The organism is Alistipes sp. AF14-19 (genome assembly GCF_003461645.1).
GTDB classification, from domain to species: domain Bacteria; phylum Bacteroidota; class Bacteroidia; order Bacteroidales; family Rikenellaceae; genus Alistipes; species Alistipes shahii.
This window is the reverse complement of sequence record NZ_QTXM01000001.1, coordinates 277,852-290,313: the sequence shown is the minus strand read 5'-3', so window position 1 is coordinate 290,313 and position 12,462 is coordinate 277,852. Positions and strand designations below refer to the sequence as shown.

The following is a 12,462-nucleotide window of genomic DNA, read 5'->3' as shown; positions in this document are numbered from 1 at the left end:
GAGACGTTCGCCGATCCAGCTCTCATACAAGCGGATCAGGATTATGCCCGGATAGGGATTGTTGCCTGCGAGATGGATTTTCATCACTTGATCTTGATGCCCTCGAACTCGCCCATGAGCGTTGCCTCGATACGGGATTTGATCTCCTCCTTTTGGTCGGCATACTCATCGGGAATCGAGACGGTGATCTTCTCGCCCTTGTCTTTCTCGGCCTCCTTGTCAAGCTTGTCGAAAAAGCTATCTACGTCGATCTCGCTTTCATTCATCGGCAGATCGAGGCCCCATGCGGCCAAAGCATCGGCGTCCCATTCGTTCGCCAGCATCGACCACTCCCACCGACCGAAGCCGGAGTTATCGAGAATCGTGTAGGCTTTCAGCTTTTCAATGGAGGTTTCTTTCGGGATGATGACGCACGGGGCATCCTTGTAGCCGAGGTCGAGCATGGCTCGATAGCGCATATTGCCGCCGATGATGATATACTTGCCGTTGTCGAGCGGATATACCAGCAGCATACGGTATTTCATCAGTTCGGGGTATGCCTGAATATCCTTTTTCAGGAGGTCGAGCTTCGTCTCCAATATCTCGCGGGGATTCGCGGGGAGGCCGTCGAGCTGACCCTCGTTCAGCTCCAACCGATCCAATTCCAGCGAGACGAAATCGGCGTCGATGGCTTTCAGAGGCTTGTTCTCTTTACTCATAACTGTTCATTTTTAAGATAGATACCACAAAGGTATAAAAATAGTACCTAATAGGTAGTTATTAAGGCAAAAAAATGAAGTTTACTTCAAATAAGCGTCGATTTCGGCCATGAACTCGTCAAAAGAGCGGCATATGACATACTTGTATCCGGCCCATTCCGCCCGCTCCTGCCATGCCTTTTGCGATGGTTGCTGTCGGCCCGTCGGGGTCTTCATCTCAATACATAAGCCGTGAAACCGCTTTGCCGGGAACAGGAGCAGGAGGTCGGCGACGCCTTTCATCGTTCCCTCCGCTTTCATGATCGCCGCCTCGGATCGAAGCCGTGCCCCGCCGTTCGGGACGGCGAAGAGGAGCAAGGCAAGCTGCGGGTATTTCATTCGGAACCAACGGACGCAGGTCTGCTGGATGATGCTTTCCTGATGCCTCATATCAATACCGAAAATCCGTGAAATGGATGATGACGCCGTGAAAAACTTTATCCCCTTTCGGGTGTCGGCCGAAGAACCACTCTTTGAAGTCGGTTGTATTCAGTCCGTCGTTTTTGGCGATTTCATAGCAGTCCGCGTCGATCCATTCTCGACCGTCGATGCGGGCCGTGATCGTATCGTTTTCGCTATGATAATGCAGCTCTATCCGCTGAATGCCGATAGGCTGGTCGAGGCTGGCAATCTCTACCTGCGGCGAGTTGTACGGACGTTCCGACCATTGGCGGATCGAGAGGCAATAGCCGCCCCGTTGCATCTTCTCCGCGATGGCGTTCCATTGGTCGAAATTGCCTCGGATGGTATGCAACTTACAGCCTGATGCGAGCTTTTCCTTGAAGCCGGTCGGCTGACCTTTCTGGCTATGCGTCGTCGGGAACACCCGCGACAAGGTGATGACGATTTTCTTCTTTTTCATTTCTGCGTTCTGATATTCTTCGTCCGTCATCGGCAGGAAACACGGACAGGTTTTTGTTTCGAGGTCATAACATGCCCCCGTGAAAGGGGCGGGCGGCAATTTGCGCTGTTCCCATTCGCGGAAGAGATAGTACCTCCGGCATTGGTCGCTCAACAGACATAGGTAGCCGCTGCAATGAGCTATATCGTGATTGTAATTCATAGGCTTTGCTTTCCGCTAATTGTTTTGAATGTATTCGGCCAGTTCTCGACCAAGAGCGTGAAATCTGCAAAGACCGGATAATACCAGCCCTGCACTCATGCCGCTATGCCCTTGATTGATGAACATTTGCAACCCCTCTTTCATCCGATCTTCCTTGCTTTTACTCTCATCATTGAGAACGGCAATCAGGTCGAGCCAGCAATCGAGTTCCATCCCATGATACAGGTCTTGCAATCGGATAGGGACAATCTTATTCCAAAACTCCAAATGTTCCTGCGGGATGATGCCTCTTGCGCGTTCCCGATATTCCTCTGTCAATTTGGGAATACGGGCCTTAAATTCGGCCTCTTTCCTTTCGTAGTCTTCCCGTTCTTGGCGGAGATATTCATCAAATTCCTGCTTTGTTTTTCTCGTAATCTTGATATAAATATCATCGAGGCTATCAGTCGAGTATAGGGTGCGACCGTTGAACTCTCCGTAACACGGAGCGTTCTTTTGCAAGTCCTGATATGCCGCATCAAGCCCTTGTCCTGCACCAAATTCTATTCGTTTCATTTTAGGTATTTGTGATTTTTAATTCATTATGCTGTTTCGCGCAGAAATGCGGGTATTTTGCATTATCTGCCGTCGGCCTTAATGGTAATTGCGTCGCATTGGATTCGAGCGTATTCGCTGCCAAAATGGTCTCTTCGGATAACCTTTGCAGGGGCGGCGGGTTTCGATATAACCCCATCCGCATTGTGGGCGTTGATATACCCATGAGATCAGGGAATTTATGACCCGCTCCAAATCCATGAATACCTCTGCCAGCCCTACCATGATGCGCCCTCCTCAAATATGTTCCGTTGTTCGGGTTGCTTGGTCGCCGGAGTGCCGAGCGCGTCATGCACCCGCGCAATCTCGGCATCGACTTCCCGCTCGACCGCCTTACTCTGATTGAGCGCGGTTTTCGACCGAGTGCGGAAATACTCCTTTTGCAGCTTCCGCATGAGAGCTACTTTGTCGAAGAATTGCCGCGCGTTCATTTCTCGGCGATTTTATAGGCATCGACAATCGGGGTCTTGACGATGGAGGCGACCTCATAATCCGATACTGTACCTCTCATACCCTCGGCGAGGTTCTTGGCGGCTTGATTCAGGTCGGATGCCTGTACGAGGATATAGATCGCTTTCTTGCGCTCTGCGCCCGTATTTTCGTCGAGCGTGATGAGGTTGATCTTGGCCTTGTAGAAGTGATCGCCGTTCTCATCCCAAAAGATTTCCGAGATGTTGCTGCGCTTCACGGCCGATACCGAGAATGCTCCCGACGTATAGGGCATCATCTCGTTGGTGATGCGGGCCTCTGCCTCCGTGAATGAGAGGGCATCGACCAAATACGGCTCCGAGATGGCTTTCAGAGAACCGTTTTCTCTCGTCTTTTCATAACGAACTTTTGTTGTAAACCACATGATGATAGATGTTTTGGGTTAAAATTTAGGGGTATCTTTGGTGATGCGGCGCAAAGTGCGGATCGCATTGTCTATCGTTTGACCGATGACAAAGGGATGCGGCGGCCTCCCGTTCCCGCCGCGCCTCCATTTTTGGTAATGATGTAGTGCTCGTAGGGTTTCCACGTCCGACATATGATCCTCTTTGAATTTGCAGAGGTCGTCGCATCGGTATTGATTCAGAGTGATGATGCAATGTCCGTAGCCGTTTGCATCTTCATTCTTGAAAAAGGCGCATTCGCCGCATTTGCAGGGTCTCGTCATGTTTTATTCGTTTTGTGAGTTATTCATTATCTTCATCTTCGATCTCTCCCGTAGGCTCTCGGATGAATCCGATTTGCCGGATTTCGGGGCCGCTGACATCTTCAAAGATTGCGACGGCAATATCTCCGTCAGTTTTGCATCCAACCAGCCGACAGCCGGACGGGATGCAGACCTGAATCTCATAGGTACGTTTCATTCGATTTCTCGTTTTTTAAGAAACACATCCATATCGTTTTGCCGCCTTTGCCGGACGTATGTCCGAATAGGGGCTTTTGTCCGATGATCTCGATGATCCGCGCGGTGGGTATCTGCTGCTCATTCCATTTGAAGATGAGCGTTCCGGTCGGTTTGAGAACACGCATACATTCCTCGAATCCTTGCCGAATATCATCCTCCCATGAGGGGAGGAGGCGACCGTATTTTTTCGCCAGCCATGACGATTCGCCGAGGTTATTCAGATGCGGAGGATCGAACAGGACGAGATAGAACGAATTATCGGGAAACGGCATCTTGCGGAAGTCTCCGACGACATCAGGCCTGATCTCCAATCTGCGCCCATCGCAAAGGGTATGTTCCTCGCTGCGGCAGTCCATGAAGACCGTATCGGGGTTGTCTTTGTCGAACCAGCACATCCGACTGCCGCAGCAAGCATCCAAAATCTTTTTCATACGAATAGCGATTTTGAAATTCTTGGTAATACCTTTACTCTTGCCTCGGCACAGAAATCCTTTTTGATCTCGAATCCGTATGCTTTTCGGCCCATATTAGCAGCCGCGAGCAGGGTTGTTCCGCTTCCTGCGCACGGGTCGATGACTACATCCCCTTTGTCGGTGAATATCTCGATCAGGCGTTCCAGCAGGGGAACGGGTTTCTGCGTCGGGTGGATCTTCGGCGTATCTGTATCGCGTACCCAATCGAAGCAGTTGAATATCATCCTCCCGTCATTGTTGAATTTCGGCAGGCGGTCGCGGTAGAGAATCAATCCGTATTCGCAGTTGCCGACGACTTTCATGTTGGCTTTGAGTACCTGCGCGGAGAAATCCTTGCGGAATACGAGCGGGATGTAGCGTTTCAGTCCATATCGTTGTCCGAGTTCGATATAATAGTGCATCTGCTCGAAAGGACAGAAAAGGATCATACAGGCCGCACCTCCTTTCGATCTTCCCCCCCCCTCGGATTTCTCCTCTTTTATAGGCTTATCCTTGCGAAGCATCTGACTACAAAAGTGCATGAACTCCGCAGGCCGGAAATCCTTGTCGGTGTCGAAAAACTGCTTGCCTGCGAGTGCGCTCTCGCCGTTCTTATTGTCGCCATCAACATACCATGCCGGATTGCTGGCATAGGCATTCGCACCGAGGTTATACGGCACATCGGCGATGATAAGCTGCGCTTTGGGGATGCCGTATGCCTTGAAATTTTGAAAATGATCGTTGAATAATTCTATGTCTTTCATAGTGTATTTCCGTTAATTGGTAGCCATTGGTAGAGGCTCGGTTTGCGCTCTAAATCGCCGCGCCATTCGGCGGCATTATCGTAGTCGATGAGTTCGATGCACCCGTCCCGCTTGTCCCTGACAAGGCGCGGCAGATTGCGAAATATCTCATCTATGGCGTCATCGGTGGCAAATCCCCATTTCGGGTCGGCCTGAATGTCGCGCCATTGCGTCAGAGAAGAAAGCCGATATTTCAGGTCGGCAACTTCTTCGGCTTGCTTATCCAATGCCTGCTCGTATGCGGCAGCGGTCTGCGGGGCAATATCTTTCGCCTTGCCGACATTGCGCCAATAGCGACGAATCCAATTCCACATTGCATAGTAGAACTTATCCCGCATATCCCGCCGGAGCAAATCGGCCTGCGTGTCGTACTTGGCCTTGTGGAGGCATGGAGCGGACTTGATGCAGCGGAATGTGCCCGAATCGGTGATATACATCAGCCCTGCGAACTTCGGGCATTCAGCCTCGGAGATGATTCCCTCCGGACAGACATACCAAAAGTAGTTAGGCTTCTGCATCGGTTCCTTGCCGCACTCTATACCGTATTTGTCGTAGCTGTGGTATTTTGCGACCGTCATATCCTCTCCTCCCAGTAATCGCATTTTCTCCTGCTTGTGGGCTGCCTCATTCAGGAAATCCGAGTGGCTGATCTTGATCTCGCACTCGTACACGTATCCGGCTTTGGAGATTGCCAAATAATCGGATTCCCACGCATAGAAGATGAAGCCGACCATCTCGAAAGCGGGTTTTGTCAGAATTGGATGATTCCAATACAACGCCTGCTGGATGCTCTCCTCGGTGTGTTTCGGTTTGGTCGGGGTTCCTCCCCGTGTCCCTCGCATTCCCATATCGCTACATCATTTCGCGCCAGCCGGTGACTTTGGCGTGGGTTGAGTGTTCGATGAAGAATCCGCCCAATTCAGGCGCATAGAAATCGGTCTGAATCTCCCCGCTGGAACATTTTACGAGGACATTCTTATTCGCTTCGGGCATGAAGTCTTTCGGGTCGATCCAGCAGGTGTAGAATCCCTCCATTTCTTGCTCGGCGAGTTCGGCCGCATGGGTCATTGCCGCCCGGAGCTGCCATTTGGCGTGGTCGCTCATCTCTACTGTGAGATGAGCCATGCACCCGTCTATAAATTCTTTTGCTTTCTGACTTTTCATTCCTCGGTCATGTTTTGGACAAAAAGTAGTTTTGTCGCACATTTGTCGGGGTCTAATGCGCAGGCCCCCGTTTCATAGCATGCACATTCGCTGCAATACGCTTTAATCGCTTTCTCACGCATTCGCATCTCGGCATCCTGCTCGGCAAGTTCGATAGCGGTAGACACATCCCATCTTGACACGACCAACTCGCGCCCTCCGAATCTTTCAGCATACTCTTGTGCCGTACACGTGGCATGTGTAATGTATTCCTTTGCTTTTTCGCTTTTCATGGCTCAATCGTTTTCATCGTTATCGTCATCGGGATAGCTCACATCCTCATAGTTCACGCAGAAGTCGAAGCCCGGATCATCGTCGAATACGCCTTTGGTTTGGCATTCTTCGTATTTTCGGCAGTTGTAGCAATGACATTCGTTTATTTGTCTGTTGATTTTCATGGTTCTATTCTTTGCGTAATCGGATGATATATTCGGCATTCGCGCATCCTTTGTCGATCATCTGAATACCGAGGAGTTTGTCGGCGGCGTAGGATCGTACCCATTCTTCGTCGCATGGAGCGAGCTGCTTGCCATCCTGTGTGTTTCCATGAAGAGCGAAATGATCGTCTTCCTCGACAATGCGGCATGGGTAGGATTTCGCTATACGATTCATGAATCGGTTGATTTTCTGCACATAGTAGGGAAATGGTGCTTTAATAGTTCGATTACCGTCGTCATCTTCCCGATAGCAGTTCGGGCAATAATGATGACTGCTTACCGAGTGCCAATCCTCCTCGGATGCTTCTTCTTCCGCTGTGCTGCGGTCATACCAAGCACTATTGTCATTGCTATTGATGAGGGTCTCCCCGCAACGGTCGCATGTAACGCCGTATAAGATTTGAGGTTCAATCATGGTTATTAGCTTTCTTTGTTGGGTAGTTCTGTTAAAATTCCGATTTCTTTTACCGCTTCGAGGATGTGTAGAATATCCCGCATTGCCGAAAGCATACGAGGATCAATCCCCTCTACGGAGCAGTTTTTAATCACGTTTCTCTGAAAATGAATCAGGAAGTCCATGTCGTGATTAAGGATTGCGGTTATAATTCTCTTTGCCATAGTATTATGCTGCTATTTGTATCGGACGCCAATCGCCCTCAATTAATCGGGCACAAAGGGCCTCGCAGAGAACCCGCGCCATATTGACCTCGACCGCGTTACCGATGAATTTCTTTTGATCGGCCTGTGTCCCGACGAGAACGTAATCGGGGGGAAAGCCCATGATCCGTTTCAATTCGGGAATGCGGAGCATCCGCATCTTTATATCGACGATGCCGTACAACGCCATGAATCGCTTGATTTTTGCCATCGCCGGACTGTCGTCAGAGGTTATTGTGGTTGTGCTTTCTTGCTGCTCCATTCGGCAGGTTACGAGCTGGAGTTTCGGATTGGTTGTAACCGTCGGTGCAGGGCTTTCGATGTCGCAGGGCGCTCCGTTCCCGTACTGCATATCCACGAACGCGAGCCTATCCCTTGTGGTCAGCGTCGGCGCGGGTGCGTCGATGGAGTGGTTATGCCCGTTCCCGTAATATGCCGTGATGAACGAGTGATGATCCCATGTCGTTATTGTCCCCGCAGGCTCTTCGACCGAAACGCATTTGCCCTCCGGACTGCCTCCGTAATGCTTGGAAAGGAAATTGACCTGCGCAATGCCGAGCCTATTCTGCGTTGCAACGGTCGGGCAAGGTTCGTCGATGCTCGGTGCGTGGTATTTCCCGGTTTGACTCATCGAGTTCCATTTCACCAAGAATGCCTCTTTGCCGCCTGCAACAAACTTGATGAGACCCGCGTAGATGCGTTCGAGGGTCGCATCGACGAGCGGTTTCTTGCGCCCGAAAATACTTTCGCCCTCATCGGAAAAGTCCAGCACCTCGCGCACGGGCTTCCAGCGTTGCGTCCGACCGAATAATCCCGTTGCGCCGTCCTTGCTGTGCGTCGGTTCGGGGAACACTATCGGGAGGCTCTCTTTGGCGAAGATGCCGAAGAATCGGCGACGAGTGGTGTATGCCCCGTAATCGGCCGAGTTTAGAATCCGATGCGCGAACCGATAACCGTAGCCGCAGACATTCGACACCCATTGCTGATACAGCCGTCCTGCATCTTTACTGATCGGCTTGCCGTTCTCGTCGAGGTCGCCCCATGACATGAACTCCTCGACGTTCTCGATCTGAATGTAGTCGGGGTTGATAGCCTCGATGTATCGGAAGAGATGCTCGGCCAGCGTCCGGCTGTCGGCATCGCGGGGCTGGCCGCCTTTGGCCTTGCTGAAATTCGTACATTCGAGACTGGCCCACAAGACGACGAACGCATCGGGATATTGCCGCCGCATTTCGGCGATATGAGCTGTCAGCGGCGAGAGTTCCAGCGTGCGAATATCCTCCGTGAAGTGCAGCGCGTCGGGATGATTAGCGGCATGAGAGGCAATCGCATTTGCATCATGGTTTACGCACCCGATGACCTTTGCACATTGCCGTCCATCATGGCGAGCGTTCTCAACGCCGGTAGAGGTTCCGCCAGCTCCGCAGAATAAGTCGATGTATAGCAGTTTCATATCGCCTTATTTTTTGGTTTCGCATTCATTCCATCGACGTGCGATCTCTTCTCCGAGTTTCGTAGCGTCGGGTAGTGTTTCTTTGAAGTCGCGGTACAAATCGCGGCTGAATAGCTTTATTTGGCCGATAGGGATATTCCATCCGCAGTCGGGGTCTTTGATGCAGAGATCGACCCGTCCGTGATTATCATCCGGTATGCAGAGTAGTTTTACCCGTTGGGTATCGAAACTACCCTCGACGAACTGAAATTTTGGTTTGATCTCCATGACTATTCCTCCTCGATTCCCTCTTCAATTTCAAACTGCGCCAATGCCTGTTGGCAGCCGAAGCAGAAAAAGTCGTTGAGCGCATCGTAGATTGATTCGGGGATTTCATCATCTTCTTCAAAGTTCCCCTCGACGCACTCCGAGCTGCCATAATGTCCGATATGCCGTTCGGAATAGGTTTTGCCGTTGATCGTTACATCGGTTTTCCAACCGTCAGCGGTGATTTCGATACTGATTTTATTCTCTTTCATAGTTGCGTTGAATTATTGATTATTACATATCCCTGCCGTCCATGAATTTACCGAGGCCGAACCACACAAAGGATTTCTCCCAATGGCGTTCCCCGACATACCGGATGATCGACCAGCGCGTAACGACCATGCGTGGGTAGGTGTCTGTCTTGGGGTCGTACCCCTTTCCGATCCTGATGTACTCTTTCCCGTTATCGCCGCGAAAGAGCATGAAAAACTGCGATTTCAGCGGGCTATTGTCGTCCACCCATGCGCAGATGAGGATGCGCCAGCCGCGAAATATTTTCCTGATAGCTCCTATGTGAATCATGATTAACTATATCTTACTTGTGAAACATTTTCGCAACGCACCCACATCGGGTCGTCTGCATCAATTCCGCTGTCATCGCATAAGGCAAATAAGCGTTCGGGAAAGTTGCATGATATGACTTTATACCAGCTTCCTCTGTATTCTGCGATCATGCCTGCGCAAAATCGTAGTGCGTCAAATTCGTCTTGTGTCATGGTATCGGTTATTTCACGATTTTATCCGGTTTGCAATCAAATTCCCAATCTACGTCAGTCCCGTAGCAGGTGTGGATTTCTCCGATGTTCATCCCGCATCCGATTTTTGCCATCTGCACGGCCTCTTTGCGAGTGTGGGCGCGAATCTCGAAAACGCCGTCGAAAATGAATCGGGCCTTGACTTTGTAAATCCGCTTTTTCGGCTCTTGCGGATAGGTTTTGAGCCGCGCTTTCAGCCTGCGGATCGTTGCCCGCGCTTCGGCTCCCTCTTTGGAGGCTTGGATGTCGGGCATCTTGCCCTCCAATTCGGCGATGCGTCGCTCGATTGCCTCCCGTTTTAATTTTACTTCTGTCCCCATTGCGTTGAATTTTGTGTCTTTGCTCTGTTTTCTGCGATATGCCGCATTATTTCGGATTATCCGACCATCTTATCGCCGTTACCTGAAACTCGCGGCAAATCGCCTTAATTTCATTTGTCCCGATAGGTCTCATTCTTGAAAATGATGACTTCGAGCATCTCGTTGAATCGGTCTGCGATGCGGTTGCCGTACTTCTCGCGGATTTGCGATTTCGTGAGATTGGTCGTGATGAACGTGAAGAGCTGCATGTTGTAGCGATATTCGAGCATATCGACAACCGGATTGAGGATGTTCCCATAGTCGAGAACCTCTATCGGTTCGCGCCCCATGTCCTCAATGGCGATCATCGGCATATTGCGTAGGTTACGGAATGCCTCGAAATCCTTTGCGAGCATAACTACCTCCTTTGCATCGACGATCCGAATACCGGCCCGTTTGCCCTCGAAATGCCCTATGTCGTTGAGCCAATTCACCGCCGACTGAAAGGCATACAGGAGGGTCGTTTTGCCATTGCCGGGTACGCCGCAGAGCATTACCCCGAACTTGGCATCGTTGCGGATCAGGAATGCGGCCAGCCGTTCGATGTTGGTTTTGGTCGCCTCGTCCTCGATGAACCTGCGGTGGCGGTATTCGACTTCCGCCTGATATGCTGCCAGCAGAATGTCCGCTGCCTGCTTCAAGCTCACCGACCACTTAAAATTTCCCCTCGTAGTCTTCCGGGCGAGTAGCTGTCGCCTCAGTCCCTCGACGTTTATCACATGATCTTTGTTGATTGATCCCATTTCGTTTGTTGTCTTCTTTTTGCCATGTTGCCACCGCCGCACGCCAGTTTTTCATCTTGTTTTTGCCGACATACCATCCCTTGCTCTCGTAGAAGTTCACGAATCGCTCGGCATCCACCGTGTACCCCTTTTCCCTGATATAAGAATCAACCTCCTCGATAGAGGGCGGGGAAAAGCGTTTTTCGCTTTTTCCACTTTTCCCCTCTCTATTGTCTTTTATATTCTTATTATTCTTATCTTCTGTGCAGGGATCGTTGCACCCGTCGTTGCAGGGGTCGTTGCTGCCCTCGTTGCATCCTGCTACGCTATTCTGCTGGTAATCATCGTAATTAACTATTGTAATCATCGTTGCACGGGTGGCAGGGTGTTTCGCGCGGCTTATCATCTGATCTGCTTCGAGGAGAGATAGAAATTTGAGGATGGTATGCTCGGACGGCTTGCGCTGCACCCCGTTGTCATCTTTGTATGCCCACCGCTCGCGGAGATAGTGGACGGATGCGATCAATTGCCCCCGTTTGATGGTTACGAGGTCTGATCCAACAAGGCGTTTGCTATCTCTCCATTCGGCGAGCATCAGCAGGTCGATCCACCACTTCAATTTTCGCGGATCATTCCATATCCAATGCTCCCGAATGGTTTGATATATTTTTATCCATCCTCCCATCATCTATTTCCCCACGAAAGCAAAGTAGATTTCAGCGAATTGTTCACCTGCGTATTTCGCCAGCGCGGACGATTTGAAGCAAAGGCGAGACCCGATCAGCGCAGCCGTATACGAGGGCGCGCGATCCGAATGCGCAGACGCAAAACCGGCAGCCGAGCCGTTAGTCGCAGCACCGCCGAACAGGACAACTTTCTTGCGCTCCTCCTTGTCCATCTTGGCGATCTCCTCCTTGGTGTAGAGCCAAAACCACGGGAAGTAGCGGTATTCGTCCTCGGTGAACTGCGGTGTCCAACCCTCGTTGAGAGCGGCAGTAATGATGCGGAGTTTGAGGTAGGCTACGAGATCGGAGCTAATATCCGAATCGTCTTCGAGGAACAGATGCCGTTTGTGGTATTCTTTTACGAGCGGATGGTTCTCGCCGAGTTCCTTGAATGCGTCATCGAAGGTCTTGATGCGCTCCATGATGTTTTTCGGGCGGAACATCTCCTTGCCGAAGAGATTTTCGAGCATCTTCTTGTTATCGGCATTGCCTTTCTTGTAGGCATCGAGCAGGTTGTTTTTCTCGATGTAAATATTGTTTCCGTTCATTTTCAGTATGTTTTTTAATTCGTCTTGCGTAAAACATTTCGCGCATTCCATGATGAAGTGCGACAGATGCGCTTTGTCGCACCAATATCCGAGGCGGTTGCAGTCTGCGATATTCCTGACATCACGGTAAATCGTGAGTTCGACGAATATCTGTCCCTCTTCCTCCTTGCGGGTCTTGTCCTGCTTTACTATCAGCATTGCATTCGATTTTTTGCAATCGTGGAATAATCCTTTTTGTCAGTCTTACGGCATTGA

Annotated in this window: 24 protein-coding genes; all 24 read right to left on the bottom strand. The window is 50.7% G+C overall.

Going from position 1 to position 12,462, the window contains the following annotated elements:
* Window positions 1-83: 83 nt before the first annotated feature.
* Complete coding sequence (locus DWW03_RS01175) at window positions 84-698, bottom strand: ParB N-terminal domain-containing protein (RefSeq protein WP_004328716.1); 615 nt, start codon at window positions 696-698, stop codon at window positions 84-86.
* Window positions 699-779: 81 nt separating this feature from the next.
* Window positions 780-1,127 (bottom strand): VRR-NUC domain-containing protein, encoded by a 348-nt coding sequence (locus DWW03_RS01170; RefSeq protein WP_004328717.1) that lies wholly within the window; start codon window positions 1,125-1,127, stop codon window positions 780-782.
* A gap of 1 nt (window position 1,128) precedes the next feature.
* The gene (locus DWW03_RS01165) at window positions 1,129-1,800 is read right to left on the bottom strand and encodes a hypothetical protein (RefSeq protein ID WP_147344281.1); all 672 of its coding nucleotides are present in this window, start codon (window positions 1,798-1,800) and stop codon (window positions 1,129-1,131) included.
* Window positions 1,801-1,815: 15 nt separating this feature from the next.
* Window positions 1,816-2,355 carry a hypothetical protein gene (locus DWW03_RS01160; RefSeq protein WP_118406127.1) on the bottom strand — a complete coding sequence of 180 codons (540 nt, stop codon included), beginning with the start codon at window positions 2,353-2,355 and terminating at the stop codon, window positions 1,816-1,818.
* A gap of 257 nt (window positions 2,356-2,612) precedes the next feature.
* Window positions 2,613-2,825, bottom strand: coding sequence for a hypothetical protein (locus DWW03_RS01155; RefSeq protein WP_118406126.1), 213 nt, complete (start codon window positions 2,823-2,825; stop codon window positions 2,613-2,615).
* On the bottom strand, window positions 2,822-3,247 hold the full coding sequence (locus tag DWW03_RS01150) for a DUF4494 domain-containing protein (RefSeq protein ID WP_118406125.1): 426 nt from the start codon (window positions 3,245-3,247) through the stop codon (window positions 2,822-2,824). Before DWW03_RS01150 ends, DWW03_RS01155 begins: the two co-directional genes overlap by 4 nt.
* 18 nt (window positions 3,248-3,265) lie before the next feature.
* Window positions 3,266-3,550 carry a hypothetical protein gene (locus DWW03_RS01145; RefSeq protein ID WP_118406124.1) on the bottom strand — a complete coding sequence of 95 codons (285 nt, stop codon included), beginning with the start codon at window positions 3,548-3,550 and terminating at the stop codon, window positions 3,266-3,268.
* Window positions 3,551-3,569: 19 nt separating this feature from the next.
* Window positions 3,570-3,746 (bottom strand): hypothetical protein, encoded by a 177-nt coding sequence (locus DWW03_RS16500; protein WP_181989589.1) that lies wholly within the window; start codon window positions 3,744-3,746, stop codon window positions 3,570-3,572.
* A complete protein-coding gene (locus DWW03_RS01140; protein ID WP_118406123.1) occupies window positions 3,730-4,218 on the bottom strand; it encodes a methyltransferase domain-containing protein in 489 nt (162 codons plus the stop codon). Before DWW03_RS01140 ends, DWW03_RS16500 begins: the two co-directional genes overlap by 17 nt.
* Window positions 4,215-5,003 carry a DNA-methyltransferase gene (locus DWW03_RS01135; RefSeq protein ID WP_004328724.1) on the bottom strand — a complete coding sequence of 263 codons (789 nt, stop codon included), beginning with the start codon at window positions 5,001-5,003 and terminating at the stop codon, window positions 4,215-4,217. The genes DWW03_RS01140 and DWW03_RS01135 overlap by 4 nt, the downstream gene beginning before the upstream one ends.
* Window positions 5,000-5,776: a hypothetical protein gene (locus DWW03_RS01130; protein ID WP_147344280.1), complete on the bottom strand. Its 777-nt coding sequence runs from the start codon at window positions 5,774-5,776 to the stop codon at window positions 5,000-5,002. Before DWW03_RS01130 ends, DWW03_RS01135 begins: the two co-directional genes overlap by 4 nt.
* A 118-nt stretch (window positions 5,777-5,894) precedes the next feature.
* Complete coding sequence (locus DWW03_RS01125) at window positions 5,895-6,206, bottom strand: hypothetical protein (protein ID WP_004328726.1); 312 nt, start codon at window positions 6,204-6,206, stop codon at window positions 5,895-5,897.
* Window positions 6,203-6,478: a hypothetical protein gene (locus DWW03_RS01120; RefSeq protein ID WP_004328727.1), complete on the bottom strand. Its 276-nt coding sequence runs from the start codon at window positions 6,476-6,478 to the stop codon at window positions 6,203-6,205. The genes DWW03_RS01125 and DWW03_RS01120 overlap by 4 nt, the downstream gene beginning before the upstream one ends.
* Before the next feature lie 3 nt (window positions 6,479-6,481).
* Window positions 6,482-6,643, bottom strand: a complete 162-nt coding sequence (locus DWW03_RS16495; RefSeq protein ID WP_004328728.1) for a hypothetical protein — start codon at window positions 6,641-6,643, stop codon at window positions 6,482-6,484.
* 4 nt (window positions 6,644-6,647) lie between these two features.
* A complete protein-coding gene (locus DWW03_RS01115; protein ID WP_004328729.1) occupies window positions 6,648-7,097 on the bottom strand; it encodes a hypothetical protein in 450 nt (149 codons plus the stop codon).
* Window positions 7,098-7,102: 5 nt separating this feature from the next.
* Complete coding sequence (locus DWW03_RS01110) at window positions 7,103-7,300, bottom strand: hypothetical protein (RefSeq protein ID WP_004328730.1); 198 nt, start codon at window positions 7,298-7,300, stop codon at window positions 7,103-7,105.
* Window positions 7,301-7,304: 4 nt separating this feature from the next.
* A complete protein-coding gene (locus tag DWW03_RS01105; RefSeq protein WP_004328731.1) occupies window positions 7,305-8,792 on the bottom strand; it encodes a DNA cytosine methyltransferase in 1,488 nt (495 codons plus the stop codon).
* 6 nt (window positions 8,793-8,798) lie between these two features.
* Complete coding sequence (locus DWW03_RS01100; protein WP_004328732.1) at window positions 8,799-9,059, bottom strand: hypothetical protein; 261 nt, start codon at window positions 9,057-9,059, stop codon at window positions 8,799-8,801.
* 2 nt (window positions 9,060-9,061) lie between these two features.
* Window positions 9,062-9,310 carry a hypothetical protein gene (locus tag DWW03_RS01095; protein WP_004328733.1) on the bottom strand — a complete coding sequence of 83 codons (249 nt, stop codon included), beginning with the start codon at window positions 9,308-9,310 and terminating at the stop codon, window positions 9,062-9,064.
* Window positions 9,311-9,332: 22 nt separating this feature from the next.
* Window positions 9,333-9,620, bottom strand: coding sequence for a hypothetical protein (locus tag DWW03_RS01090; RefSeq protein WP_004328734.1), 288 nt, complete (start codon window positions 9,618-9,620; stop codon window positions 9,333-9,335).
* Between the two features lie 202 nt (window positions 9,621-9,822).
* Entirely contained in the window at window positions 9,823-10,173 is a 351-nt protein-coding gene (locus tag DWW03_RS01085; RefSeq protein WP_004328735.1) for a hypothetical protein, read from the bottom strand.
* 110 nt (window positions 10,174-10,283) lie between these two features.
* The gene (locus DWW03_RS01080) at window positions 10,284-10,859 is read right to left on the bottom strand and encodes a hypothetical protein (RefSeq protein ID WP_118406121.1); all 576 of its coding nucleotides are present in this window, start codon (window positions 10,857-10,859) and stop codon (window positions 10,284-10,286) included.
* A 7-nt stretch (window positions 10,860-10,866) separates the two neighbouring features.
* Window positions 10,867-11,622, bottom strand: a complete 756-nt coding sequence (locus tag DWW03_RS01075) for a hypothetical protein (protein WP_118406120.1) — start codon at window positions 11,620-11,622, stop codon at window positions 10,867-10,869.
* On the bottom strand, window positions 11,623-12,405 hold the full coding sequence (locus DWW03_RS01070) for a hypothetical protein (RefSeq protein ID WP_118406119.1): 783 nt from the start codon (window positions 12,403-12,405) through the stop codon (window positions 11,623-11,625). It lies immediately after the preceding gene.
* Between the last annotated feature and the right edge of the window lie 57 nt (window positions 12,406-12,462).